This window comes from Limnohabitans sp., from assembly GCF_046052765.1.
In the GTDB taxonomy this organism is placed as follows: Bacteria; Pseudomonadota; Gammaproteobacteria; order Burkholderiales; family Burkholderiaceae_C; genus Limnohabitans.
Genome location: NZ_JAVLFQ010000035.1, coordinates 15,196 through 40,953 on the forward strand (window position 1 = coordinate 15,196; position 25,758 = coordinate 40,953).

Genomic DNA, 25,758 nt, shown 5'->3' on the forward strand with positions numbered 1-25,758 from the left:
ATGATCAGTTCGTATGAAAAGTCTATAATTTGACCATAATTCGGGACGAATTCCTGCCCGCTTCAATTGGAATTATGAAAATACAGCCTGATAGATCTGACAATCTCTCAATAACCGCTTACGGTGACTCATGGATTGCGGTTAACGGTAAGCAATACCCCCACAGTTTGTTCATAAGTTTCGAGGGCTTGATTCATCAATGGGAGATTTCATCCTTGGAGGGAATGGAACCCAAGCACGCTAATTTAATCTTTGATTCTGATTGTGAAATATTGATTTGGGGCTCAGGTAGGACACAAAAAATGCTCTCACCCCAAGTGCTGATCGGTTTCTTCAACAAAGGGATTGGTGTTGAGTCTATGGATACTGCTGCTGCTTGCAGAACCTTCAACATATTAAGGAATGAAGGGCGCAAGGTATCCGCCATTTTTCTTCTTGATGAAAATCTATGATTAAAAATTATTTTGTAGGCAAGTAAATACTGACAGATAAAGCAAATGTCTTTTCGATATAAAATGGCGTTACACCGAATAAACTCTTCGGACTCTTCTGTCACAACGGATCCAGCACCATGGCGATTGTTCTCAATAAACACCTACCCGAATTTGAAGCAAACGCTACAGGCGGCGTCAAAGTTACACACCATTCACACATTGGTCAAACTGTTATTTTGTACTTCTATCCCAAAGACAATACCCCTGGATGCACGACTGAAGCCATGCAATTCAGAGATAAATTCAAAGATTTCACCAAAGCTGGCGCTGTTATTTTTGGAGTTTCGCGCGATAACATGCGTTCTCATGACAGCTTCAAAGAAAAATTAGAACTTCCATTTGAATTGATCGCTGACACAGAAGAGAAAATGTGTCACATGTTTGGTGTTGTTAAAAATAAAATCATGTATGGCAAAAAGGTCAAAGGAATTGAGCGTAGTACATTTCTCATTGGCGTTGATGGCGTTCTTAAGCAGGAGTGGCGCGGATTAAAAGTTCCTGGCCATGTTGATGAAGTACTCAAAGCGGTAAAAGCCCTCAAAAAGTCAACCGCTTCAGTCTGATTCATGCCTCTTCCATCACAACCGCGCAAAAGAGCCGACTTACTCCAAGCAACAAACCCTAGAAAATCGGCTGTTTCAAAAATTGGCATAAAAAATAATCTCTTAGAAGAGGTGGACATGTCGCCTGCGAGCTTTGAACCGCAAGACGCAATTGCGGTCATCGGAATTCAACATAATGAGGCCACAAAAAATCCCCGATCAAAGACACGCAAACATATTGAGAGCAACACTCACTCACAAGAGAAGATCAAACAAAATAGAAAGAACAAAGATGTTGTAAAAAAACTCTTTGTCTTGGATACAAACGTTTTGATGCACGATCCCATGTGCCTTTTTCGGTTTGAAGAACATGATATTTTCTTACCTATGATTGTTCTAGAAGAACTAGACAGTCATAAAAAAGGCATGACAGAGGTTGCAAGAAATGCTCGTCAAACCAGCAGATTACTCGACGGCTTGGTGGGAATACACAACTCAGACATCTCAAACGGTTTAACCTTATCTAGCACTGGCCATAAAGAAGTAGGAGGAAAACTCTTCTTCCAAACCATGCCACTCGCATTTGAGTTACCTGTCAGTCTTCCCCAAGGAAAAGCAGACAATCAGATCTTAGGTGTTGTTAAAGCACTTGGGGATTTACATTCTGATAGACAGGTTGTTTTAGTCAGTAAAGACATCAATATGAGGGTTAAGGCAAGAGCCCTTGGGTTACATGCTGAAGACTATCAAAACGACAAAACACTGGAAGATGGAGATCTACTTTATTCTGGAGCCTTAGCTTTGAGCTCAGACTTCTGGTCTAAGCAAGCTAAAACCATTGAGAGTTGGCAAAGCGCTGGTCACACCTATTACCGAATCAGCGGAGCGGTTGTATCAAGTCTTCATATCAATCAATTCATTTTTTTTGAGTCTCCCGGGGAACCCAGCTTGTATGCAAGGGTTACTGAAATAAGAGGCAAAACAGCTGTTTTTAAAACGCTGAAAGATTTCAGTCATTTGAAAAATGCTGCCTGGGGAATTACAACAAGGAACAGAGAGCAAAATTTCGCACTGAACATGTTGATGGATTCAGATATTGATTTTGTGACTTTGACTGGCACAGCGGGTACTGGTAAAACTTTACTAGCTTTAGCTGCCGGCCTAGTTCAAGTATTAGACGAACGTCGGTATACAGAAATTATCATGACTCGAGCAACCGTCAGTGTCGGTGAAGACATAGGCTTTTTGCCAGGTACAGAAGAAGAAAAAATGGGCCCGTGGATGGGTGCGCTTGATGATAATTTAGAAGTGCTTGGAAAAACCGACACCAGCGCTGGTGAGTGGGGCCGTGCTGCAACCAGTGAATTAATCAGAAGCAAAATCAAAATCAAAAGTTTGAACTTTATGCGCGGCAGAACTTTTTTAAATAAGTTTGTCATTATTGATGAAGCTCAAAACTTAACCCCTAAACAAATGAAGACCTTGATTACCAGAGCAGGGCCTGGGACAAAAATCATTTGCATGGGTAATATTGCCCAAATTGATACACCCTACTTAACAGAGGGCTCCTCCGGACTGACCTATGCAGTTGACAGATTTAAAGGATGGCCACACGGCGGACACATCACCCTTGCTAGAGGTGAGAGATCACGACTTGCAGACTACGCCAGCGAAGTTCTGTAAGTCTAATAATCGGCGTTGCTTCCCGCGTAAGACTCAAACTTGGTGATGGGTTTAAGAAAGGTCAATTTAACCATCCCTGTTGGACCGTTTCGCTGCTTTCCAATGATTATTTCTGCGACTCCTGGCTCTTTTGAATCTTTGTTGTAATAGTCATCTCTGTAAATAAACATAATCACGTCTGCATCTTGCTCAATCGCACCTGACTCGCGCAAATCGCTCATCATTGGACGCTTATCGGTTCGCTGCTCAACACCACGGTTTAACTGAGAGAGGGCAATCACAGGACACTGCAGTTCTTTGGCAAGCATTTTTAATCCACGAGAAATCTCACCTAATTCAGTCGCTCGGTTATCACCATCCCCGCCACTACTGCCACTCATTAATTGCAAATAATCCACAACAACCAATCCCAATTTTCCACAAGTACGTGCAAGGCGGCGTGCACTTGCCCTGAGTTCAGCTGTGGTCAACCCTGGTGTTTCATCTATGGATAGAGAAACATTGCGTAATCTTTCAACAGCCTCAGTCAGTCTGGGCCATTCCTCATCTATCAGTTTGCCAGTTCTCAGTCTTGTCTGATCAATTCTGCCAATAGAACCCACTATACGGATGGCCAACTGAGAAGCGCCCATTTCCATTGAAAAAACAGCAACTGGAAGACCTTCATTTAAAGCTACATTTTCAGCAATATTAATTGCTAAGGCTGTTTTACCCATAGATGGTCTGGCAGCCAATACGATCAAGTCCCCTGCTTGCATACCAGAAGTCATTCGATCAAGGTCAAAAAATCCAGTGGGAACGCCTGTAATGTCATTTGGATTTTGAGACATCTCTTCAACCCTATCTAAGAGTTGAACGACTAAATTACCCATCGATTGAAAGCCCTGGCGCATGCGCGAGCCTTCCTCACCGATATTAAATATCTTCTGCTCCGCTTCATCCAGAATATTAGGTACAGGGCGTCCATTGGTATTCATAGCAGATGTAGCGATTTCATCGCTCACACTGACCAGTTTTCTGAGAATAGCTCGCTCGCGAACAATCTCAGCGTAACGACGTATGTTGGCAGAGCTCGGTACGTATTGCGCCAAGGAATTTAAAAAAGCCAATCCGCCTATTTCTTCTGATTTACCTTGACTTTGTAATTGTTCAAAAACAGTAATGACATCGGCAGCTCTGTTTGCGTTAATCAATCCACTGACGGAGGTGAATATGAGGCGATGTTCATAACGGTAGAAATCGCTTTCACTTAAGACGTCACCAATCTTGTCCCACGCGCTGTTGTCCAGTAAGAGGCCACCAAGAACACTGGACTCTGCCTCCACCGAATTGGGGGGTATGCGTAATTGAGCAATTTGCCGATCAATAGATGAAGATGATTCTTCAAACTCTGGAAAAACAACAGCCATTTTTATCCTCTAAAAGATTGATGGTATTCAAACCGCAGCTTCTTGTCACTGTATAAACTTGTTGAAAATACTGAGGATAAGTTCATGAGGTTGTGAATAACTTTGGCATAAAAAAACCGCCCCAAAGAGCGGTTTTTAAAAGTAGCATTAAATTATGCAGATTCACCGTAAACAGATACTTGTATGTCTACTAAAACATCTGTATGAAGTGAAACAGATACAGGGGAATCACCCACCACTTTAATTGGCCCTTTAGGCATTCGGATTTGAGCTTTGGATACTGCATATCCCATCTTGCCCAACTCTTCAGCAATATCAAAATTAGTGACAGATCCAAACAGTCGACCGTCCACACCAGCTTTCTGTGTGATTTTGACAGTAGTACCTTTTAACTTTTCACCTTGCGTCTGAGCAGCATCCAATTTTTCATGGGCTGCCTTTTCTAACTCAGCACGTCTTTCCTCAAATTCCTTAATGGCTACACTGGTTGCACGACGAGCTTGGCCCGATGGAATCAGAAAATTTCTTGCATAGCCGTCTTTGACTTTGACGATCTCACCTAAATTTCCCAGATTCACAACTTTTTCAAGAAGAATAATTTGCATGTTGCGACTCCTTAGATTTTGTGCTGATCGGTATATGGCAACATTGCCAAGAATCGAGCACGCTTGATGGCCGTGTTCAATTGTCTCTGATATATGGCTCTGGTACCGGTTAGACGGGCCGGGATGATCTTTCCATTCTCAGCAATGAAATCTCTCAGCGTGTCTATATCTTTGTAGTCGATTTCTTCAACGCCAGTGACTGTGAACCGACAAAACCTTTTACGCTTAAAAAGTAAGGACTGGGTGTTGCGCTTGGGGCGCTTGTCTTTGTTAAATTTTTTAAAAGTTGCCATGATGGGCTCCTAGGAAACAGATTGGTACGATTGGATATGAAAAACTACATGCTTTGAGTTAGAACCAGATGCCAAAAAACCGTTGAATAAAAAAGCAGATTCCATCGATTGTGAAACTAGCTTTTCTGCCGAAATTCCAATAACTTTTGCTTTGATTAAAAAGCTAAGTTTTCTCTGAATTCCTGCTTCTTCAATTTCAGATTCATGTCTTAGTTGAATATCCAATACCGGGAGTCCGGATGGCGTGTATCGCAGCGCTGAAATTTCAACAATGCGAGCAATCAACTCAACATGATTCACATCTGGTTAAAACTCAAGCTTGAAATTCAGTGTGTTGAGTTTTGCGGGCTTCTTCGCGCTCAACAGTTTTCATCATCAAAGATGGGGTAGTTTCTGCTTTCTTCTTAGCAACCGTCAAATGACGCAAAACAGCATCATTAAACTTAAAAGCATGTTCTAACTCAGCCATTACTTCTTGATTGGCTTCAATGTTCAAACACAAATAATGAGCTTTGGCTAATTTGTTGATCATATAGGTCAACTGACGTCTACCCCAATCTTCCAGGCGATGAACTTTGCCCGATCCATTGGTAATTAAACTTTTGTACCGCTCAAGCATGGCAGGTACTTGCTCACTCTGATCCGGGTGTATCAGCAATACGATTTCATAATGACGCATAAACTCTCCTTGTGGAATAAGCCACCCACAGCGTCTTCAGTGGTATGGCAAGGTGAAAGACAAACATTATAGCAATCTTAGTTAGGCTTTCTCTTGGGCTAGAGCCAAAGCATTCCAAGTAGAAATAACGCTGTCGGGGTTAAGAGAAATGGATTCAATTCCTATATCTACCAGCCACAGTGCGAAATCAAGATGATCGCTTGGGCCCTGACCGCAAATTCCCACGTATTTATTTTTCTTTTGACAAGCTTCAATCGCCTTTGCAAGAAGTATTTTTACGGCAGGATCTCTTTCATCAAAATCAGCTGCAAGCAATGGCATTCCAGAATCTCGATCTAAGCCTAGGGTAAGTTGGGTCAGGTCATTTGATCCTATAGAAAACCCATCAAAAAATGTCAGAAAATCATCAGCAAGCAATGCATTGCTTGGTACTTCGCACATCATGATGAGCTTCAAATCGTTTTCGCCCCGCTTTAATCCGTGTTGGGCCAATAAATCGACTACTTTTTGAGCTTGGCCTAAGGTTCTTACGAAGGGAACCATGATTTGTACATTTGTCAACCCCATTTCATCTCTGACATACCGCAAAGCTTGGCATTCCATGGCAAACGCTTCTTGAAAATCATGACTTAAATACCTGGCAGCACCTCTGAATCCAAGCATGGGATTTTCTTCCTCTGGCTCATACCTATTGCCGCCAATCAGTTTTCTATATTCATTAGATTTGAAATCTGATAGACGCACAATCACAGGCTTGGGCCAAAAAGCTGCAGCTATGGTTGACACGCCTTCCGTCACCTTATCGATGAAAAAAGACTTAGGGGAGGCATGTCCTCTTGCAACTGATTCAACCGCCTTTTTCAATTCTGTGTCTATGTTTGGATAATCCAAAATCGCCTTAGGGTGGACACCGATGATGTTATTGATGATGAACTCCAATCGGGCCAGCCCCACTCCGGCGTTCGGAAGTTGAGCAAAATCAAAAGCCATGCTTGGATTGCCAATATTCATCATGATTTTGGTATTGATGTCAGGCATCACGCCGCGCTGTACTTCAGAAATTTCTGTTTCTAGAACACCGTCGTATATAAATCCAGTATCACCTTCGGCACAACTGACAGTGACTAAACTTTCAGAAACCAAAATCTCAGTTGCATTTCCACAGCCTACAACTGCTGGTATGCCAAGTTCTCGCGCGATGATGGCTGCATGACAAGTTCTCCCTCCCCTATTGGTGACAATCGCACTCGCTCGTTTCATCACAGGTTCCCAATTGGGATCAGTCATGTCCGTCACAAGAATATCGCCCGGTTGCACACTTTCCATTTGAGAAGAATGACTCACCAGTCTGACAGGACCTGTACCAATTTTTTGGCCAATCGCCCTACCCTCAGCTAAAACAGTTCCTTTATTTTTTAAACGGAATCGTTGTTCAGACTTGCCTTTTGATTGACTCTTTACTGTCTCAGGTCTAGCTTGCAATATATATAAATGACCATCTAGGCCATCCTTACCCCACTCAATATCCATGGGATGCCCGTAATGATTTTCAATAAGTACGGCATATTTCGCCAATTGATTGATTTCTAAATCTGTCAATGAATATCGGTTTCGCATTTCAGACGGTACATCTTCTATAGAAACCAATTTGCCGTTTTGTTTTCGCTCCACTTCTGAGGCGAATTTCATCTGTATTAATTTTGAACCTAAACTTCTTCGGACTATGGCCTTTTTACCTGCAGACAGCATAGGTTTATGGACATAAAACTCGTCAGGATTGACAGCACCTTGGACGACTGTTTCACCTAATCCGTAACTTGAAGTGATAAAAACTACATCCTTAAAACCCGATTCAGTATCGATAGTAAACATGACGCCTGAGGTTGCCAGATCGGATCTGACCATCTTTTGAACACCAGCAGACAAAGCCACATCAGAGTGCTTGAATCCCTTGTGGACCCGATAACTGATGGCACGGTCGTTATACAAAGAAGCAAAAACTTCTTTGATTTTCACCAAAATATCGTCTATACCTTGAACATTCAAAAAACTTTCTTGTTGGCCTGCGAATGATGCATCTGGTAAATCCTCTGCTGTTGCAGATGAGCGCACAGCATATGAAGCTTTTGCATCTTGACCATTTAATTTCTGAAAAGCCAAGCGAATTTCTTTTTCAAGTATTTCAGGTAAGGCTTGGTCAATAATCCATTGCCGAATCATGGCCCCTGTTGTGGCTAAATCAGATAAATTTTCTGAGTTTAAATTTTCAAGAGCAGTTTCAATTCGATTATCTAAATTCTCTTGTTTAAGAAAAACGCGAAATGCATGTGAAGTGGTGGCGAAACCACTAGGCACCCTAACAGCAGTTGGGATTTGCGAAATCATTTCTCCTAAGCTGGCATTTTTTCCTCCCACATCTTCTACATCAGACATTCGTAAATTTTCGAATGGAACGACCATTGCCGAGGAATTGAAAAGATCAGACATGCAATACTCCAAAAATAAAAAAACGAAACGCAGTGAGTCACTTTTTTTAAGTTCTCACTGGACATGCACTGAACCGCAAAAACATTCATTCGAATGTAGGTAATATTTGGCTTTGGCATGCTTAAATTCTGTTAGGCTTATTTTAAAGCTTAGCTTCAATTCAATTTACTGAGATCAATATGTCGATCCGAACAGTTTTTTTTGTATCCGATGGAACCGGCATCACTGCGGAAACATTTGGCAATGCCATTTTGGCCCAGTTTGAGATTCAACCGCTGCACATCAGACTTCCCTTTATTGATTCAATAGAAAAAATATGGACAGCAGTAGAAAGAATCAATCAAACTGCTGAAAAAGAAGGCAACAAGCCTATTGTTTTTACAACTTTGGCCAAAGATGAATTACTTGAAATTTTGACGCTCAACACTAATGCCGTCATCATGGATATGTTCAGCACATTTGTAAAACCGCTTGAAATTGAATTTGGCATTAAATCAAATCACCGGATAGGCAGATTTTCAGACATCAGCAAAAGTAAAGCCTATCATGACCGCATTGAAGCTATCAATTTCAGCCTGGCGCACGATGACGGACAAAAAAATACGGATCTAGAAAATTCTGATGTCATTCTCGTAGGGGTAAGCCGTAGCGGTAAAACCCCCACAAGTTTGTATTTGGCAATGCAATACGGGCTCAAAGCGTCTAACTATCCACTCATACCTGAGGACTTTGAAAGACAACAACTTCCATCCGCTTTGGTTCCTCACCTGAAAAAAATATTTGGCTTAACCATCACTGCTGACAGATTAAGTGAAATTAGAAACGAACGAAGACCCAATTCTCATTACGCTAAATTGAATAATTGCCAGTATGAAGTTAAATCAGCAGAATCAATGATGAAACTTTATGGTATCCGATGGTTGTCAACAACAACTAAAAGCATAGAGGAAATCGCAACAACAATTATTCAAGAGGTCAAACCTGACCGATTGACCTACTGAATGATTTCAAAGATCAATCGCAGCAATCCCTGCCTTTGCTATCTGCGCATCTTCATTTGACTTTACGCCGCTTACACCTACGGCACCGATCACAGCGCCATCTTTGATGATAGGCACGCCACCTTCAAGCATTCCATGTATGACAGGTGCGCTGAGGAAAGACAATCTGCCGTTGTTGATGATGTCTTCGTAAATTTTGGTTTCTCGACGCCCCAATGCAGCAGTTTGCGCTTTGGCAGGTGCAATGTGAGCTGAAATTGGAGCGGCGCCATCGAGCCTATGCAACCAAAGTAAATGTCCGCCCTCATCCACAATGGCAATTGTCACAGCCCATTCGTTTTTGATGGCCTCCGCCATCGCAGCAGAAGCTATGGCTTGAATATCTTTGGATTCGAGAAAATATTTGGTTTTCATTACGTATGTGGTGAGTGTCAAAAACAATAAGCATAACCAATTAAAAATACCGGATGTATTTTTTAATTTAGCTGGTCTATTTATGGAAGTATTTGGCTGATTGTGCAGACAAGCGAGGACAGGTATAAAAGGAATAGCAAAGTAATTTCATGATTTAAATATTCAAAACCTCCACAGTCCCATCACATCAGCTCAGCTAAAGCTTACGCCTCTTGGAATCATTCGATTCTCATAAGCTTGTCGGGTCAGTTCTTCTCGGTAATCTGGGTGGGCTATGGATATCAGAGCCAAAGCCCGCTCGGGCACGGATTTACCTTTGAGATTGACAATGCCGTATTCGGTCACCACGTACATCATGTCGGTACGCGGGGTTGTCACGATGTTTCCTGAGGTCAGTGAAAGTGCGATACGGCTTTTGCGTTCGCCGCGTTTTTCAAAGGTTGACGACAAGCACATGAAAGACTTACCACCCTTGGAGGCATATGCACCTCGTACGAACTGAAGTTGTCCACCAGTTCCGCTGATGTGGCGAAAACCATCCGACTCGGAGGCTGCTTGCCCTTGTAAATCCATTTGGGTAGTGTTATTGATAGCGACTACACGATGGTTGCGCATGATTTCATGCGGCAAATTGGTATCCTCAACAGGCAAACAAGCCATATCGGGATTGCGATGCAGACTATCGTAATACGATTGCGACCCTAGACCAAAAGAAAACGCCATCTTGCCAGTATGAAGTTGCTTGCGTGCATTGGTGATTTGCCCTTTATCGTAAAGCGCCATCATGCCCTCGGTCAACATTTCAGAATGCACGCCGAGGTCACGCGCATTGCTATGAAGCAATTGTTCGCACACCGCGTTTGGCATGCCGCCGATACCAATTTGCAAACACGATCCGTCTTCGATTTCAGCGGCAATCAATTTGCCGACAGCAACATCAACATCGGAAGCAGGCGGATTCGGCAGCACAGGCGCCGGCTGGTTATCACCTTCAATGATGTAATCCACTTCGCTGATATGCACGCCATTGTTCACGCCAAACACATACGGCAAGCCATCAGTGATTTCCACCATCACCACACGGGCGCGTTCAATGATGTCGCGGTGCCATAAATTGGCGGCGCTGAAATTGAAGTAACCGTGCGCATCGATGCGGCAGGTTTTGAGGACCACGATATCCACGGGTGGAATGAAGCGGCGGTAATAGTCTGGGATTTCCCCCAAATTGACCGGCAAGTAATGGACCCGCCCTGCGTCATGCATTTTGCGGTCGTAACCGGAGAAATGCATGCTGAACAAATGGAAATGCTTGCCCTCTGGGTCTTGGTCCAGCACCGCACGTGGACGCATGGTGATGCAAGAACGAAACTTTACGTCATGCAGTTCGTCTTTACGCACAGCCACAGCTTGATCAAACGCATCAGGTTGACACAAGGTGGCACCGTAGTCGATCCACATACCGGACTTGACCATAGCCGCAGCTTGATCGGCAGAAATTGTTCGAGCTGGGTTTGGGGCTTTACGCAGTTGCATGAAAAATATTTCAAGCGACAGTCAAATTCATGATCAGAAATTCAATGTTCTTTTATCAACGGCTAACGCAGCCTCTTTGGTGGATTCACTCAGCGATGGGTGTGCATGACAAATACGCGCAATGTCTTCCGCACTGGCTTTGAAAGCCATGGCAACGGTTGCTTCAGAAATCAACTCGCTGGCTTGTGGTCCGATGATATGTACACCTAATATTTCATCAGTTTTGGCATCGGCAAGCATTTTCACCATGCCTGTGGTGTCGCCCAAAGCGCGTGCACGTCCATTAGCCAAAAACGGAAAGGTACCGGATTTGTAAGCCACGCCATCAGCCTTGAGTTGCTGCTCGGTGCGCCCAACCCAGGCGATCTCAGGGCTGGTGTAAATCACCCAAGGTACCAAGTTGAAATCTATATGGCCATGTTGACCTGCGATGCGCTCAGCCACGGCCACACCCTCTTCTTCTGCTTTGTGCGCAAGCATGGGGCCGCGCACCACGTCGCCCACTGCCCAGACGCCCGGCAAAGCGGTTTTGCAATCGGCATCCACCACAATGGCACCGCGCTCGTCGAGTTGTAAGCCAATCGCTTCGGGATTCAAACCGGTGGTATTGGGTACTCTGCCTATGCTGATAATTAACTTATCAACATCCAGTATTTGCGCTTCACCTTTGGCATTGGTGAAGTTCACGCTGACGCTTTTTTTACTGTTTTTGATGTCGCCGACTTTGACGCCGAGTTGTATGTTCAAACCTTGCTTGTCAAAAATCTTTTTGGCTTCTTTGGCGATTTGCTCATCTACCGCGCCAAGAAACGTTGGTAAGCCTTCCAAAATGGTGACTTCAGCGCCCAGACGTCGCCAAACAGAACCCATTTCCAAACCAATCACGCCTGAGCCAATCAGCGCGAGTTTTTTGGGGACCACGCCTAGGCGCAAGGCGCCATCGTTGGACAAAATATTTTCTTCATCAAACGGCACACCAGGCAAAGCCCGCGCACTTGAACCTGTAGCGACAATGATGTGCTTGGCGGTCAAAGAATCTTCAGTTTTGCCGAACACTTTGATTTCATAACCAGCGTCAGACTTGCTGGCGAAACTGCCGCGCCCGTGGAAAAACGTGACCTTGTTTTTCTTGAACAAATACAAAATGCCGTCGTTGTTTTGCTTGACCACCGTGTCTTTGCGGGCGAGCATTTGGGCCACGTCCATTTTGACGCTGGAGGCAGTGATACCGTGCTCGGCGAAATGGTGGTTCGCCTGCTCAAAATGCTCAGAAGACTGCAACAAGGCTTTTGACGGAATACAGCCCACATTCGTACAAGTACCGCCTGGTGCCGGGCCGCCACTGGCGTTTTGCCATTCGTCTATGCAGGCAACGTTCATACCAAGTTGGGATGCGCGAATCGCCGCAATATAGCCGCCAGGGCCGGCGCCGATGACGATGACATCAAATGATTTACTCATGATTTTTTCTTTTCATCAAATGTCAAACAACAAGCGAGCTGGATCTTCCAATGCTTCCTTCATGGCGACCAAGCCGAGAACGGCCTCGCGGCCGTCGATGATGCGGTGGTCATAAGACATGGCGAAATAGTTCATGGGACGAACCACCACTTGACCGTTTTCTACGACGGCGCGGTCTTTGGTGGCGTGCACACCCAAAATAGCCGACTGAGGCGGGTTGATGATGGGCGTAGACAGCATAGAACCGAAAACGCCGCCATTGCTGATGGAGAAGGTACCGCCGGTCATCTCCTCGATGCCAAGTTTGCCATCGCGTGCTTTGGCGCCGTATTCAGCGATTTTCTTTTCGATTTCAGCAAAACTCATTTGATCGGCATTGCGCAATATCGGTACCACCAGACCACGCGGTGAACCAACTGCGATACCGATATCGAAATAACCGTGGTAAACGATATCGTTGCCATCTACGGAGGCATTGAGAACTGGATATTTTTTCAGCGCATGAACTGCTGCTTTGACGAAAAAGCTCATGAAGCCGATCTTGACGCCGTGTTCTTTTTCAAACTTCTCTTGAAAGCGCTTGCGCATTTCCATCACGGGCGCCATATTGATTTCATTGAACGTGGTCAAAATGGCGTTGGTGGATTGCGACTGCAACAAACGCTCGGCCACACGGGCACGCAAACGACTCATAGGCACGCGTTGCTCGGGACGTTCTCCCAGATTGACTGAGGGGCCATCGACTTGCGGTAACACCTTGGTAGGTATACCGGTTGGAATCGCAACAGACGCGGTCTTGACGCCGGCAGCCACCGCACCGAGCACATCGCCTTTGGTGACCCGGCCGTCTTTGCCTGTGCCAGTGACTGAACCTGTAGCCAGTTGGTTGTCCGCCATCAATTTGGCGGCGGCAGGCATGAGCACATCTGACTTGGATGTGGCAGCGACAAATACTGCCGCAGGAGCAGATGCAGCAGGCTTGGCAACTGCTGCCGCAGGTGCGGCAACAGAGGCGCTGGCGGCCGTGTCAATGCGTGCAATCAATTGATCGGCCATGACGGTGCTGCCGTCGGCACAGAGAATTTCGACAATCACGCCAGCAGAAGGTGCGGGCACTTCCAACACTACTTTGTCAGTTTCGACGTCGATGAGGATTTCGTCAGCAATCACTGCCTCACCGACTTTCTTTTTCCATTGCAATAAAGTGGCTTCAGCCACCGACTCTGACAATTGAGGGACTTTGACTTCTACGATAGACATGTTGAATTCCTGAATGAATGACAGACACCAAACGCGCGCTTGAAAGCGGGCATGCTTATTTGGTCAATATGAAACCTTTGAGACGGCCGAACGCACCGTCGACCAGCGCTTTTTGCTGCTCCTGGTGCAAATGCGAATAACCGACAGCGGGTGAGGCGGAAGCGGCGCGACCGCTGTAGCCGAGTTTTTGTCCGGCGGCCATGTTTTCAAACAGGTAATGCTGTACAAAAAACCAAGAACCTTGGTTTTGCGGTTCATCCTGACACCAGACCACCTCTGTGACATTGGGGTATTTTTTCAACTCGGCGGCAAACACTTTGTGCGGGAACGGATACAGCTGTTCCAAACGCAGCAACACTGTGTCGTCGTGACCACTCTCTTCGCGTTTCTTGGACAAGTCGTAATAGACCTTACCAGAGCAAATCACCAAACGTTTGATTTTGTCGGCCTTGAGTTCTTTAACTTCTGGAATGATGGTCTGAAAACCGCCTTTGGTGAATTCGGATAAGGGAGAAGCAGCGTCTTTGTTGCGTAGCAATGATTTGGGCGTGAAGATAATCAATGGCTTACGCAGATTCCGCACCATCTGACGGCGTAGCACGTGGAAAATTTGGCTGGCTGTGGTTGGTTGAACAATTTGCATATTGGTATCAGCGGCAAGTTGCATGAACCGCTCAACCCGCGCTGAACTATGCTCCGGCCCCTGCCCTTCATAACCGTGGGGCAGCATCAATGTGATGCCATTGACGCGACCCCATTTCACTTCGCCAGAGGCGATAAATTGGTCAATCACTACCTGCGCACCATTGGCAAAATCACCAAATTGAGCCTCCCAAATGACCAAGGTATTCGGATCATTGGAAGCGTAGCCGTATTCAAAACCCAGCACCGCTTCTTCAGAAAGAATGGAATCTATGACGATGAAAGGAGACTGGTTCTCAGCCACGTTTTGCAAAGGAATGTAAGTGCCTGTGTCCCACTTTTCGCGGTTCTGATCGTGAATCACCGCATGGCGGTGCGTGAAGGTGCCACGTCCTGAATCTTCTCCAGACAAACGCACCGGAAAACCACTGGCCACCAGCGAAGCAAACGCCATATGCTCGCCCATGCCCCAGTCCACCGGTAAATCGCCCCGGCCCATGGCCGCGCGGTCATCCAATACTTTTTTCACCAGCGAATGCGGTGTCACACCGGCGGGCAATGTGGTGATGCGTTCGGCTAATCGCTTCCACTCCGCCATTGGCAAAGCAGTGTCTGCAGCGTCAGTCCATTTTTTGCCGAGGAACGGACTCCAGTCCACGGTGAACTTGGTTTTGAAATTAGTCAGCACTGGATCAGAGGTGTTTTTGCCTGCGTCCAATGCGGCGCGATAGGTTTTCACCATGTCGTCGCCAATGTTTTCTCCCAAGCCTTGCGCACTTAAACGGTCGGCATACAAGCGACGGGTTCCAGGGTGTGCGGCAATCTTCTTGTACATCAAAGGCTGCGTTAGGCTGGGCGTGTCTTGCTCGTTGTGACCTAATTTTCGAAAGCAAGTGATATCAACCACCACGTCTTGGCGGAAAGTCATGCGGTATTCCAAGGCCAATTGGGTGGCCAACACCACCGCTTCTGGGTCATCTGCATTCACATGCAAGACTGGCGCCTCAACCATTTTGACAATGTCTGTGCAAAAGGCTGAAGAACGCATGTCACGTGGATCAGAAGTAGTGAAGCCAATTTGGTTATTGATAATGAGGTGTACCGTGCCGCCAGTGGTGTAACCACGGGTTTGCGCCAGCGCCAGCGTTTCTTGGTTAACACCTTGACCGCCAAAGGCCGCATCGCCATGAACCAATACAGGAAGCACCTGACTGCCTGTTGGGTCGCTGCGCCGGTCCATGCGCGAACGCACCGAACCTTCGACCACCGGGTTGACGATTTCTAAGTGTGAGGGGTTAAAGGCCAATGACAAATGCACCGGCCCGCCGGGAGTGGGCACATCCGAGCTGAAACCCTGGTGGTATTTCACATCCCCTGCGGGAAGTTCCTCGGGGGCAGTGTGGTCAAACTCGGCAAACAAATCTTTGGGCATTTTCCCCATGATGTTGACCAGTACATTCAAGCGACCACGGTGTGCCATGCCAATCACGACTTCTTGCACGCCTTGAACACCAGCAGCTTGGATCAGTTCGTCCATGGCCGCAATAAAGCTCTCACCGCCTTCAAGTGAAAAGCGTTTTTGTCCGACGTATTTGGTGTGTAAATAACGCTCTAATCCCTCTGCTGCGGTGAGCCGCTCAAGAATGCGTTTTTGTTGATCAGCTGACAGTTGCGGATGGCTGCGGATGCTTTCAAGTTTCTGTTGCCACCACCGCTTTTGACGCATATCGGTGGTGTACATGTATTCTGCGCCGAGTGTGCCGCAATAGGTCTGCCGCAAGGCGTTGAGCAATTCGCGCAAGCTCATGCGGTCTTTGCCAAAGAAGGTGTTGCTGGTGTCGAAAACAGTTTCTTGGTCAGCATCGGTAAAGCCGTAAAAGGACGGCTCCAGCTCAGGAATTTGAGGGCGCTCGGTGCGTTGCAAAGGATCGAGATTGGCCCATAACTGACCGATATTGCGGTAGGCCGCAATCAGCTGCTGAACTGCTGTTCGCTTGCGCCCCATTTCTTGGTCCGCGCTGGCCATGACCACGCGGGTTCCACCTTGCTTGGCGCGTTCGGCAAAGGCGTTGATGACGGGCAAATGCGGCACATCTTTGGCCTGACTGCCATCCACAGCAGGGACATGTTGCAAAGCGTCAAAATATTGTCGCCAAGTATCAGGCACGCTGCCGGGATTGAGGAGATAGTTTTCGTACATCTCTTCGACGTAAGGCGCATTGCCCCCGAAGAGATAAGTGTTGCCTGCATAGGCTTGGTAGACGGACGAACCCGTCTGCGGTGAATCGCTCATTGCTGACCTCCGTTTCCCTGCAGGAAACATAAGCTTGGTTGATAGACCCTCCACGACACGGCTGAACCGGATAGTGGATGCGACTGGCGCCTTGAAGAACACCAATATGTGTGTTGATTGTGCCATCAAAGCCTGACAGTTTCACGACAAAGTTTCAGGGGGAGAAATCAGGCTTGAACCGACCGATACCAGCGGAAGTTTTTGCTTGAGCGCTGCGCTGGGCTCAATTTAAACGTATATGCCCCTAAGTTTGCCCCGACCGATCGCTGAAGTGGAACGTGTTGGCACCTTTTAGGCCAGTTGCTCTTTGATTTGCTGCAGCGGCGTCGGGTCATCCATCGTGGTCAAGTCACCCGGGTCACGCTGTTCGCATACCGCTTGTATGGCGCGACGCAGCAACTTGCCGCTGCGGGTTTTAGGCAACAAGTTCAGGAACAGGACGCGAGAAGGTCGGGCTACCGCGCCTAACTGGCTGTCGACCAATTTCATGATGTCGCCTTCCAGTTTCAACTTTGCGACCGGGTCACCCAAAGCGGATATGTCTTTCGCCACCACAAAAGCCATGGCCACCTGCCCTTTCAAAGCGTCAGCCACGCCGACCACAGCAACCTCAGCCACATTGGGATGGCTGGAGATGCTTTCCTCGATTTCTCTGGTACCCAAGCGATGACCGGCCACATTGATCACGTCATCGGTGCGACCCAAAATATAGAAATAACCATCCTCGTCGCGCAAACCCCAATCAAATGTGGAATAAAGCCATTGACCAGGGACGCTTTGCCAGTAGGTTTTGACAAAACGTTCATCGTCGCCCCACAAAGTTTGTAAACAACCGGGCGGCAACGGACCTTTGATGACAACCACGCCCTTTTCATTCGCTCCAGTAAGTGCTTCGCCTGTGCTGTCACTCAAGAGTTTGACATCAAATCCATACATAGGTATGCCTGGACTACCGAATTTGCTAGGCATTTTTTGAACGCCGTTTGCCACTGTCAAAATAGGCCAACCTGTTTCAGTCTGCCAATAATTGTCGATGATAGGTTTACCCAGCCCGTCTGAAATCCATTGCGCCGTGGGTTCATCTAGGGGTTCACCAGCCAGGTACAAGGCCTTGAGGCTGGAGATATCGTATCGAGTTAACAACGCGGGGTCCTGTTTTTTCAACACGCGAACAGCAGTAGGTGCGCTAAACATGTGCGTGACTTTGTATTTTTCAACCAACTCCCACCAGATACCGCCATGTGGATGTGTCGGAAGGCCTTCGTACATCAGCGTGGCCATGCCAGCGAGCAGTGGGCCGTAAATGATGTAACTGTGGCCGACCACCCAACCGATATCGCTGGTGCTGAAATACACCTGACCAGCCTGACCTTCAAAAATATGTTGCATGCTGGCGGCCAGCGCTACGGTGTATCCGCCAGTGTCTCGTTGCACGCCTTTAGGTTTACCCGTGGTGCCCGAGGTATACAAGGTGTAACTCGGGTGCTGGCTGTCTACCCACACACATGGCACTCTCGCATTCAAATGCTGATGACGCAAAGCCGTGTAATCATGGTCACGCCCTGTAACACTGGTGAAAGCTGTCAGACTACGATTTACCATCAACACCGCAGAAGGTTTGTGTTGGCTTAGCGAAATAGCTTCGTCTAACAACGGTTTATAGGGCACGAGTTTGCCGCCGCGCGAACCTGCATCTGCACTGATGATCAGCACCGGCGTGGCGTCATCAATTCGGGTGGCGAGTGAATGCGAGGCAAAGCCGCCAAACACCACGGAATGGATGGCGCCAATACGTACACAAGCCAGCATGGCAAACGCAGCCTCAGCAATCATTGGCATGTAAATAAGTACTCTGTCGCCCTGTTTTACCCCCAAGCTTTGCAACACGGCGGCCATGCGTTGCACTTCATCACTCAGTTGGGCAAAACTGTAAGTCTCTTCCACGCCTGTTTCGGTAGAGACATAAATCAACGCAGGCTGGTCGGGCCTGTCTTTCAAATGCCGATCCACCGCGTTATGACACAGGTTGGTTTGGCCGCCGACAAACCAGTGTGCAAATGGCGGATGGGTGTAATCGCAAATTTGTGTGGGTTTGACATGCCAATCTATGAGATCAGATTGTTGAGACCAAAAACCGTCGCGATCATCGATAGAACGTTTGTAAAAGCTGGCGTAACTGTTCACTGCGGCTCCCGTTTTGACTTCTATTTGATCAAGGCTTGAATATCTTTGAAATGTTCGTGCTCAGAAGTACGTAACCATTCAAACAACACCATTTCGGTAGTGAGCAATTCAGCACCAGCAGCAGCCAGCCTGTCGTAAGCGGCATCGCGGTTGCGTTCAGTGCGTGAAGAACATGCGTCGGTCACGACCCAGACATCAAATTCGTCTTCCAGTAAATGCAGCGCCGTCTGTAACAAACACACATGGGCTTCGACGCCCGCAATAACAATGCTGGATGGCGAGTTAGCAGCTACCACAGGTTTTTGCAAATGCTTGGGCAGACTGCGGGCATTTCCTGAGATTTTGTTTTTGACCTCTGGTCGCAACCACTCCACTAAACCTTCTTCGCAGGCGCTGAAATGCATTTTGGCCAAAGTTTGCCTGCAAAGGACTTTCATTTCTGCAGGATTGCTGCCAAGTTTGGATGGATTTTGCTCCGTAGCCCATGCAGGAACGCCCAGAATATGGGCGGCCCGAGCCAGTTGCATGGCATTGTGCAGACACAATTCGCCTTGGAACATGGCAGGTATCAACCGTTCCTGATAGTCGACCAGCACCAGTTGGGAATCTTCAACCTCGAGCAGCATGGCTTAGATCCTCACCACCACACGACCGCGTACTTGACCTGCCATCAGCGCATGTGCCTTGTCAATCGCTTGTTCAAGGCTAACTTCTTCGATCATGCTCTCAAGTTTGCTGACATCTAAGTCCATGGCCAACCTGTCCCAGGCTTGTTGACGCAGCGACAGCGGCGCCATCACCGAGTCCACCCCGATCAATCGCACGTTCCTCAAAATGAATGGCATCACAGTTGTAGGTAAATCCATGCCTTGGGCCAAGCCGCATGCTGCAACCGCACCCCCATAGCGGGTTTGAGCCAGCGCATTAGCCAGTGTGTGCGAGCCCACGGCGTCGACCACACCAGCCCAACGTTCTTTCTGAAAAGGTTTGCCTGGGGCTGACAACTCAGCACGGTCCATGATGCTGATCGCACCCAAACTTTTTAAATACGCTTCTTCAGTCGCTTTACCGGTGGCTGCCACCACCGCATAGCCTAATTTGGAAAGCAAGGCCACAGCCACACTGCCCACACCACCCGTTGCGCCTGTGACCAACACTTCGCCTTGTCCTGGTTGAACCCCTTGTTGCTCTAAAGCCATGACGCACAACATGGCGGTATAGCCCGCAGTACCAATAGCCATGGCTTGTCGCGGCGTAAATGCTTGAGGCAATTTAACCAACCAATCACCTTTTAATCGCGCTTGCTCAGACAAGCATCCCCAATGTGTTTCGCCTACACCCCAGCCGTTATGTACAAACTGATCGCCCTCATTCCAGTGGGCGTGTGTCGAAGAAATCACGGTGCCGGCACCATCAATACCGGCGACCATAGGCCATTGGCGTACCACAGGGCTTTTGTTGGTGATAGCCAGCCCGTCTTTGTAATTCAATGTGGAATAAGCAAGTTTGACATGCACATCCGCTGGCGGCAGGCGACCCTCGTCAACTGTTTGGATACTGGCACTGAAAGCAGGTTCTTTCTCTAAAACGAGGGCACGAAACATTTGTAATTCCTTGATAGTGGGTGTAACAGAAGTCAAGATTGTGCGACAGATAGCCACCTAGCCTTGTACCGTTAGAATATTGTGCTATGTATAAATGGATACTTATTATTTGCTTATCAATAGGAGTGGCCCATGCCGCGCCTGTTTTACCTGATCAGGATGATCTGGAAAGCTTCATCAATCAAAACATCGTTATTTCACAAATCAATCACATCAGCCAATCAGTCGGCAATCGGGCCTCAGACTTGGTCATCAATGCCATGGGTTTTTTAGGTGTTCCTTACAAGCGGGGCGGCACGGGTATCAGCGGTTTTGATTGCAGTGGTTTTGTCCGTGCCATGTATGAAAACACCCTAGGTTTGGCTCTCCCACACAACGCCAAGGCCCAAGCTGAGGTCACCCAGAAAATTGACCGTGACGAATTGCAACCCGGAGATTTGGTGTTTTTCAACACCTTACGCAGGACGTTCAGCCATGTAGGAATTTATGTGGGTGAAGGTAAGTTCATTCATTCTCCACGTGCGGGGGGTGAAGTACGGCTTGAGAGCATGTCAGACAGTTATTGGCGAACGCGGTTCAACGGGGCTCGTAGGGTAGATACCCAATCTTTCAGCAAATCGACGGATTCCACACAGCGCTGATTGAACATGGCTGACCCCATACTGATCGCTACCAATGGCAAGACCTCCTGCTTTTTACTGCCTCAGTTGGCTAATCGCCATGGGTTGATCACCGGCGCCACCGGCTCCGGCAAGACAGTCACACTCCAAACCATGGCCGAGGGTTTATCGCGCATAGGCGTCCCTGTATTCATGGCAGATGTCAAAGGCGACTTGAGTGGAATCAGCCAGCCGGGCAAGTTGTCTGAAAAAATGGTCGCTACCTTAAAGGAACGGGGACTTCAAACACCCACATTGAACGCCAATCCTGTCACCCTCTGGGATGTGTTTGGCGAACAAGGCCATCCCATCAGAGCTACCGTGAGCGACATGGGGCCGTTGCTGTTATCCCGCATGCTCAATTTGAACGAGACACAAGCTGGCGTCCTGAATCTGGTCTTCAAAATAGCCGACGATAACGGTTTGCTATTGTTGGACTTGAAAGATTTGCGAGCAATGCTTCAGCATGTGGGTGACAACGCCAAAAACTTCACCAGCGAATACGGCAATATCAGCGCGGCCAGTATCGGCGCGATTCAACGAGGTTTGCTACAAATTAACGAGCAAGGCGGTGACCGATTCTTTGGTGAACCCATGCTCGACATTCACGACTTCATGCAAACCGATACCCAAGGTCACGGTCTGGTCAATATTTTGGCTGCTGACAAGTTGATGAATTCTCCTCGCCTATATGCCAGTTTTTTGCTCTGGATGTTGTCTGAATTATTTGAGCAATTGCCAGAGGTCGGTGATCTGGACAAACCCAAATTGGTATTTTTCTTTGACGAAGCCCACTTATTGTTCAATGAAGCGCCGAAAGTATTGATTGAACGCATAGAACTGGTGGTTCGACTCATTCGCTCTAAAGGGGTTGGCGTTTATTTCGTTACACAAAACCCGTTGGACATACCAGACAGTGTGTTGGGACAACTGGGTAACCGCGTTCAGCACGTGCTGAGAGCTTTCACTCCCCGTGACCAAAAAGCAGTCGCCGCCACTGCGCAGACGATGCGCCCTCAAAAAGGCTTGGACATTGAAGCAGCCATCACCGAATTGTCTGTGGGAGAAGCCTTGGTCAGCTTATTGGACGAGAAAGGCCGACCCAGTGAAACTGAGCGTGTTTTTGTGCTTGCACCTGGCAGTCAGTTAGGGCCCGTTTCACCCATACAAAGAAAAGAATTGATGGGCAGTTCATTGGTCGCAGGCGTTTACGAGAAAACCATTGACCGAGAATCTGCCTACGAAAAAATCAAAGGTCGTGCGCCAGCCATGGACGCGCATTCCATCAGCCAAGCTCAACAAAGTATCCAAACTGCCACTGGCTCAACTGACAACGGCGTCATGGGACAGGTATCGGACATATTGTTTGGCACAACCGGACCACGCGGCGCACGACACGATGGCGTTGCTCAGTTAGTGGTCCGCAGCGCTGTTCGCACCGTAGGCTCAGCCATCGGTCGCGAAATAGTTCGCGGCGTGCTGGGAGGTTTGTTAGGTAGTGGTAGAAGGCGTTAATCACCTTATTCAAAATATTAAATATATTCATAAACAAAATATTTCAGTCTTCTAAATCGCAGCATTTATTATTTTCGTTTTAACTATTTTTGGTTTTTTTCCATTTAATTTTTATTTAAGTATTTTTTCGAACTTTTTTTAAATCAAACACGTTGGATATTTGTTAAAAATTTCATTTTTAACAAATTAATTGATATATTTGTATAAATTCAGCTCGCAGCTGCACATGTCCATTCACCTTGATGGTTTAACCACATCATCTTCCTTCGTATGCATACATTTTTTAAGTCTTTGATCTTTGGCTGCTTGTTGTTTTTACTGTAGCCGATTTTGTGGGCACAAACCCCATGGCCTGTGTTGCAAAGCTCGATTTATCCCTATGTCGAGTCGATGCTGTTAACCCGTCATGAGCAAACTGTTTTGTTAGGTGAAGGGCACCAACAAACCGGTATCTTTTATGCAACCTTGCCTGAAGCCTATAGCGAGCAAGTGCAAAACGAATTGATCAATGATGGTCTGATGAAAAACTGGCGGCTTCTCTCTGTGATGCGAACCGGCACCAGTTATGTGGTGACCATGACTCAGGATGAACGCATTCTTGATATTCGATTGACAAATACGGTTAAAGGTGTGGATGCGGTTTACTCTGTTTTGATGAATCAGCGCGGCAATCGATCAAAAACCCGAGATGTCTCCCTGCAGCCATTGACCAAATCTTCCGATTGAAAAAGCCACACTGAATCACACCGGGTAACTCCATGCACAACCAATTCAACCTCTTTATCAAATGGCTATCTTTCAGTGGATTGTTACTGTTGATCACAGCCTGTTCCAGCTTCCTAAATTTGGACGATGACAGCCAGCCTTTCTTCCGAACTCTGAGGGATTCCATCAACCGCAATGAACCCTTGACCCTCAATAAACCAGCCACGGATTTAGCTGTATTCACCGAAAAAACTGTCTTATTGGCTCAGGCGGAACAAGTAGTTACTGACAACAAAACACCCGCGGTGATGCCCAAGCAGGTTGCGCAGGCACCTACACCCGTGGTTGACGAACAACCCCGAGCGCCTAACGCAAAAATGTTGTTTGCCCCTTACATACCCAGCTTGCGTGAAGGCGAAGCACCACGCAAATGGCAAAAAAAACCTACCTACGATTTCCCATGGATAACAGGTGCTCAACCTGTACGTGTGAATGAAGAAACCATTGTTGGCTTTGGCGATCAAATGCTGGGGCGTTTGTATGCCAAGGTGTTATTCCCTGAAAAATCCACCGATGTGACATGGGTTGATGTTGCAACGCCCCCCGCAGAAACCGCTACACCATCCTCAGATAAAAAATCCCGTAAAAGTAACGTCAATAAACCGATTGAATTGACGCCAGTAGCCAGTAGCCCTGCCAAAAAGAAAACCGTCATTCAATGCAATGCAGGCGCGCCTTGCTTGGATGTTGCACGCGATATTCTTGTGGAAGATGCGGCAGCCAAAGGCTGGGAAATGATGCTTAATCGTCGAGTGAGTTTGCACAACTCGTTTCAGTTTGCCAAAGGACAACGCGTGGTTTGGATAGAGTTGACCTCCAACGGCGGGCAGGAAATGGAAATTGAGTACACCTTGCTTCCCATTCAATCTGAGCTACAGCGCAGGTAAATTTCACTGATCAAGTCTTTTCTCCGCCTAGAAGGAATGTGCCACTCCATTTTTGGTATGTTGGTCAGAATGTCACCGACGAAAATACATGGCTGAGAGATCAAAATTTTTAATCGTAATCGTGAAATATATGCAAGGGTTTTGTTCATTCCAGGTCTAAGATCCATTCCATGGATTTAGAAAACGCCGAGCTCACCCCCATTGGAAACACTTACGGTGTGACCGCAATCTTCTTTCATTGGATGTTGGCTTTAGGCCTGGTTGGGTTGTTTGGTATGGGCTTGTTCATGTCAGATCTGCCCGTTTCCCCGTTGAGACTCAAACTTTTCAATTGGCATAAGTGGGCCGGGATATGTGTGCTGGTTTTGTCGCTGTGGCGACTTGCATGGCGCATGTCACACCAAGCGCCCCCTCTGCCTGAAGAAATCCAAGCAGACATGCCTGCATGGCAGCAACAAGCACACTATGCAGTGCAGTATGTCATGTATGCATTATTTTTGATCGTGCCCTTGGTGGGCTGGGCCTACAGCTCAGCGGCAGGCTTCCCAGTGGTTGTATTCGGTGTGCTTCCCCTGCCCGACTTTATTGCACCAGACAAAACATGGGCAGCGTGGATCAAACCGTGGCACGAGATCACTGCCTTTGCATTGGCGGGGCTGGTTATCTTGCATGTGTCTGCGGCACTTAAACACCAATGGATGGACAAGCATGCACTCCTTCAACGTATGTGGCCACCACGTCAGCCATCATCTGGAGAAAAAATATGAAAATATTCCTACGGAAATGCTTGGGTTTGTTTCTGCTGTGCATTTTTAGTGTTTCTCCTGCGCAGGCTGAACAAAAACTACAAACCGCTCAAAGCGAGATTGTTTTTGTCAGCAAGCAAATGGGTGTGCCCGTCGAAGGACGGTTCAAAAATTTCGATGCTCGCATTATTTTTGATCCGGCAAAAGTTGCTGCAGGCAACATCAGTTTCATGGTTGACATGAGCAGCGCCACGCTGGGGTCTAAAGAAACAGACGCTGAGCTCGTTAAACCCGACTGGTTCCACACCGCAAAATTCGCTAAGGCCAGTTTTCAATCAACCAACCTCAAAAGCACTGGCGCTGGCAAATATGAAGTCAGCGGCAAACTCAGTATCAAGGGAATGAGCCAGGACATCGTGGTCCCAGTCAACCTAAGCCAAACCGGCGGCCTCACCACCGCCGTGGGCGCATTCGCTCTCAAGCGGTTGCCCTTCAAGATCGGTGACAACGAATGGTCGGATACCTCCATGGTGGCCGACGAGGTACAAGTGAAATTCAAATTTGTACTGACAGGCGTTGCCAAACTTTAATTTTTTTCACTC

Annotated in this window: 24 protein-coding genes; 10 read left to right on the forward strand and 14 right to left on the reverse strand. The window is 47.3% G+C overall.

The genetic code is table 11. The features are described 5' to 3' along the window. Window positions 1-74: 74 nt before the first annotated feature. The 3 genes from AC9UG7_RS04580 to AC9UG7_RS04590 all read left to right on the forward strand — a co-directional run bounded on the left by AC9UG7_RS04580 (window position 75) and on the right by AC9UG7_RS04590 (window position 2,719). Complete coding sequence (locus tag AC9UG7_RS04580) at window positions 75-452, forward strand: Mth938-like domain-containing protein (protein ID WP_509584795.1); 378 nt, start codon at window positions 75-77, stop codon at window positions 450-452. Between the two features lie 119 nt (window positions 453-571). Further along, complete coding sequence (locus tag AC9UG7_RS04585) at window positions 572-1,057, forward strand: peroxiredoxin (RefSeq protein WP_509584798.1); 486 nt, start codon at window positions 572-574, stop codon at window positions 1,055-1,057. Window positions 1,058-1,060: 3 nt separating this feature from the next. Then, window positions 1,061-2,719, forward strand: coding sequence for a PhoH family protein (locus tag AC9UG7_RS04590; protein WP_509584801.1), 1,659 nt, complete (start codon window positions 1,061-1,063; stop codon window positions 2,717-2,719). 2 nt (window positions 2,720-2,721) lie between these two features. On the opposite strand, the gene dnaB is transcribed toward AC9UG7_RS04590, so the two are convergent. The 6 genes from dnaB to ppsA form a co-directional block, all read right to left on the reverse strand. After that, the gene (gene dnaB / locus AC9UG7_RS04595; RefSeq protein WP_509584804.1) at window positions 2,722-4,128 is read right to left on the reverse strand and encodes a replicative DNA helicase; all 1,407 of its coding nucleotides are present in this window, start codon (window positions 4,126-4,128) and stop codon (window positions 2,722-2,724) included. A gap of 152 nt (window positions 4,129-4,280) precedes the next feature. Continuing rightward, on the reverse strand, window positions 4,281-4,733 hold the full coding sequence (gene rplI / locus AC9UG7_RS04600) for a 50S ribosomal protein L9 (protein WP_509584807.1): 453 nt from the start codon (window positions 4,731-4,733) through the stop codon (window positions 4,281-4,283). Window positions 4,734-4,744: 11 nt separating this feature from the next. Beyond that, window positions 4,745-5,026, reverse strand: a complete 282-nt coding sequence (gene rpsR, locus AC9UG7_RS04605) for a 30S ribosomal protein S18 (RefSeq protein WP_506613822.1) — start codon at window positions 5,024-5,026, stop codon at window positions 4,745-4,747. A 9-nt stretch (window positions 5,027-5,035) separates the two neighbouring features. Then, window positions 5,036-5,326 carry a primosomal replication protein N gene (gene priB / locus AC9UG7_RS04610; RefSeq protein ID WP_509584810.1) on the reverse strand — a complete coding sequence of 97 codons (291 nt, stop codon included), beginning with the start codon at window positions 5,324-5,326 and terminating at the stop codon, window positions 5,036-5,038. Between the two features lie 13 nt (window positions 5,327-5,339). Further along, window positions 5,340-5,705, reverse strand: a complete 366-nt coding sequence (gene rpsF, locus AC9UG7_RS04615) for a 30S ribosomal protein S6 (RefSeq protein WP_509584813.1) — start codon at window positions 5,703-5,705, stop codon at window positions 5,340-5,342. 81 nt (window positions 5,706-5,786) lie between these two features. Further along, the gene (gene ppsA / locus AC9UG7_RS04620) at window positions 5,787-8,192 is read right to left on the reverse strand and encodes a phosphoenolpyruvate synthase (RefSeq protein ID WP_509584815.1); all 2,406 of its coding nucleotides are present in this window, start codon (window positions 8,190-8,192) and stop codon (window positions 5,787-5,789) included. 179 nt (window positions 8,193-8,371) lie between these two features. Between ppsA and ppsR the strand changes: the two genes are divergently transcribed. Next, window positions 8,372-9,193 carry a posphoenolpyruvate synthetase regulatory kinase/phosphorylase PpsR gene (ppsR, locus tag AC9UG7_RS04625; RefSeq protein WP_509584817.1) on the forward strand — a complete coding sequence of 274 codons (822 nt, stop codon included), beginning with the start codon at window positions 8,372-8,374 and terminating at the stop codon, window positions 9,191-9,193. A 6-nt stretch (window positions 9,194-9,199) separates the two neighbouring features. On the opposite strand, the gene AC9UG7_RS04630 is transcribed toward ppsR, so the two are convergent. The 8 genes from AC9UG7_RS04630 to acuI all read right to left on the reverse strand — a co-directional run bounded on the left by AC9UG7_RS04630 (window position 9,200) and on the right by acuI (window position 20,584). Next, window positions 9,200-9,607: a GlcG/HbpS family heme-binding protein gene (locus AC9UG7_RS04630; RefSeq protein ID WP_509584820.1), complete on the reverse strand. Its 408-nt coding sequence runs from the start codon at window positions 9,605-9,607 to the stop codon at window positions 9,200-9,202. A 192-nt stretch (window positions 9,608-9,799) separates the two neighbouring features. Continuing rightward, a complete protein-coding gene (locus tag AC9UG7_RS04635) occupies window positions 9,800-11,140 on the reverse strand; it encodes an acetyl-CoA hydrolase/transferase family protein (protein WP_509584823.1) in 1,341 nt (446 codons plus the stop codon). 33 nt (window positions 11,141-11,173) lie between these two features. After that, complete coding sequence (gene lpdA / locus AC9UG7_RS04640) at window positions 11,174-12,601, reverse strand: dihydrolipoyl dehydrogenase (RefSeq protein ID WP_509584826.1); 1,428 nt, start codon at window positions 12,599-12,601, stop codon at window positions 11,174-11,176. Between the two features lie 15 nt (window positions 12,602-12,616). Then, window positions 12,617-13,861 carry a 2-oxoglutarate dehydrogenase complex dihydrolipoyllysine-residue succinyltransferase gene (odhB, locus tag AC9UG7_RS04645; protein ID WP_509584828.1) on the reverse strand — a complete coding sequence of 415 codons (1,245 nt, stop codon included), beginning with the start codon at window positions 13,859-13,861 and terminating at the stop codon, window positions 12,617-12,619. Window positions 13,862-13,916: 55 nt separating this feature from the next. Beyond that, window positions 13,917-16,796, reverse strand: coding sequence for a 2-oxoglutarate dehydrogenase E1 component (locus AC9UG7_RS04650; RefSeq protein WP_509584831.1), 2,880 nt, complete (start codon window positions 16,794-16,796; stop codon window positions 13,917-13,919). A gap of 291 nt (window positions 16,797-17,087) precedes the next feature. Beyond that, on the reverse strand, window positions 17,088-18,980 hold the full coding sequence (locus AC9UG7_RS04655; protein WP_509584834.1) for a propionate--CoA ligase: 1,893 nt from the start codon (window positions 18,978-18,980) through the stop codon (window positions 17,088-17,090). Window positions 18,981-19,000: 20 nt separating this feature from the next. Further along, a complete protein-coding gene (locus tag AC9UG7_RS04660) occupies window positions 19,001-19,606 on the reverse strand; it encodes an isochorismatase family protein (RefSeq protein WP_509584836.1) in 606 nt (201 codons plus the stop codon). A gap of 3 nt (window positions 19,607-19,609) precedes the next feature. Then, entirely contained in the window at window positions 19,610-20,584 is a 975-nt protein-coding gene (acuI, locus tag AC9UG7_RS04665) for an acrylyl-CoA reductase (NADPH) (RefSeq protein ID WP_509584839.1), read from the reverse strand. Window positions 20,585-20,709: 125 nt separating this feature from the next. Between acuI and AC9UG7_RS04670 the strand changes: the two genes are divergently transcribed. The 6 genes from AC9UG7_RS04670 (at window position 20,710) to AC9UG7_RS04695 (ending at window position 25,746) form a co-directional block, all read left to right on the forward strand. Further along, on the forward strand, window positions 20,710-21,225 hold the full coding sequence (locus AC9UG7_RS04670; RefSeq protein WP_509584842.1) for a C40 family peptidase: 516 nt from the start codon (window positions 20,710-20,712) through the stop codon (window positions 21,223-21,225). A gap of 6 nt (window positions 21,226-21,231) precedes the next feature. Then, entirely contained in the window at window positions 21,232-22,758 is a 1,527-nt protein-coding gene (locus AC9UG7_RS04675) for a helicase HerA-like domain-containing protein (protein ID WP_509584845.1), read from the forward strand. Window positions 22,759-23,088: 330 nt separating this feature from the next. After that, window positions 23,089-23,484, forward strand: a complete 396-nt coding sequence (locus AC9UG7_RS04680; protein WP_509584848.1) for a hypothetical protein — start codon at window positions 23,089-23,091, stop codon at window positions 23,482-23,484. Between the two features lie 32 nt (window positions 23,485-23,516). Continuing rightward, the gene (locus tag AC9UG7_RS04685) at window positions 23,517-24,410 is read left to right on the forward strand and encodes a hypothetical protein (protein WP_509584851.1); all 894 of its coding nucleotides are present in this window, start codon (window positions 23,517-23,519) and stop codon (window positions 24,408-24,410) included. A 170-nt stretch (window positions 24,411-24,580) separates the two neighbouring features. Beyond that, on the forward strand, window positions 24,581-25,177 hold the full coding sequence (locus tag AC9UG7_RS04690) for a cytochrome b (protein ID WP_509584854.1): 597 nt from the start codon (window positions 24,581-24,583) through the stop codon (window positions 25,175-25,177). After that, on the forward strand, window positions 25,174-25,746 hold the full coding sequence (locus tag AC9UG7_RS04695) for a YceI family protein (RefSeq protein ID WP_509584857.1): 573 nt from the start codon (window positions 25,174-25,176) through the stop codon (window positions 25,744-25,746). The genes AC9UG7_RS04690 and AC9UG7_RS04695 overlap by 4 nt, the downstream gene beginning before the upstream one ends. Window positions 25,747-25,758 lie beyond the last annotated feature (12 nt).

Coding starts and splice junctions, on each gene's coding strand:
- dnaB (WP_509584804.1), bottom strand. CDS start 4,128: ATGGCTGTTGTTTTTCCAGAGTTTGAAGAATCATCTTCATCTATTGAT.
- AC9UG7_RS04580 (WP_509584795.1), top strand. CDS start 75: ATGAAAATACAGCCTGATAGATCTGACAATCTCTCAATAACCGCTTAC.
- acuI (WP_509584839.1), bottom strand. CDS start 20,584: ATGTTTCGTGCCCTCGTTTTAGAGAAAGAACCTGCTTTCAGTGCCAGT.
- lpdA (WP_509584826.1), bottom strand. CDS start 12,601: ATGAGTAAATCATTTGATGTCATCGTCATCGGCGCCGGCCCTGGCGGC.
- AC9UG7_RS04590 (WP_509584801.1), top strand. CDS start 1,061: ATGCCTCTTCCATCACAACCGCGCAAAAGAGCCGACTTACTCCAAGCA.
- AC9UG7_RS04685 (WP_509584851.1), top strand. CDS start 23,517: ATGCACAACCAATTCAACCTCTTTATCAAATGGCTATCTTTCAGTGGA.
- AC9UG7_RS04630 (WP_509584820.1), bottom strand. CDS start 9,607: ATGAAAACCAAATATTTTCTCGAATCCAAAGATATTCAAGCCATAGCT.
- odhB (WP_509584828.1), bottom strand. CDS start 13,861: ATGTCTATCGTAGAAGTCAAAGTCCCTCAATTGTCAGAGTCGGTGGCT.
- AC9UG7_RS04675 (WP_509584845.1), top strand. CDS start 21,232: ATGGCTGACCCCATACTGATCGCTACCAATGGCAAGACCTCCTGCTTT.
- AC9UG7_RS04695 (WP_509584857.1), top strand. CDS start 25,174: ATGAAAATATTCCTACGGAAATGCTTGGGTTTGTTTCTGCTGTGCATT.
- rpsF (WP_509584813.1), bottom strand. CDS start 5,705: ATGCGTCATTATGAAATCGTATTGCTGATACACCCGGATCAGAGTGAG.
- rpsR (WP_506613822.1), bottom strand. CDS start 5,026: ATGGCAACTTTTAAAAAATTTAACAAAGACAAGCGCCCCAAGCGCAAC.
- AC9UG7_RS04585 (WP_509584798.1), top strand. CDS start 572: ATGGCGATTGTTCTCAATAAACACCTACCCGAATTTGAAGCAAACGCT.
- ppsR (WP_509584817.1), top strand. CDS start 8,372: ATGTCGATCCGAACAGTTTTTTTTGTATCCGATGGAACCGGCATCACT.
- AC9UG7_RS04635 (WP_509584823.1), bottom strand. CDS start 11,140: ATGCAACTGCGTAAAGCCCCAAACCCAGCTCGAACAATTTCTGCCGAT.
- AC9UG7_RS04660 (WP_509584836.1), bottom strand. CDS start 19,606: ATGCTGCTCGAGGTTGAAGATTCCCAACTGGTGCTGGTCGACTATCAG.
- ppsA (WP_509584815.1), bottom strand. CDS start 8,192: ATGTCTGATCTTTTCAATTCCTCGGCAATGGTCGTTCCATTCGAAAAT.
- AC9UG7_RS04650 (WP_509584831.1), bottom strand. CDS start 16,796: ATGAGCGATTCACCGCAGACGGGTTCGTCCGTCTACCAAGCCTATGCA.
- rplI (WP_509584807.1), bottom strand. CDS start 4,733: ATGCAAATTATTCTTCTTGAAAAAGTTGTGAATCTGGGAAATTTAGGT.
- AC9UG7_RS04690 (WP_509584854.1), top strand. CDS start 24,581: ATGGATTTAGAAAACGCCGAGCTCACCCCCATTGGAAACACTTACGGT.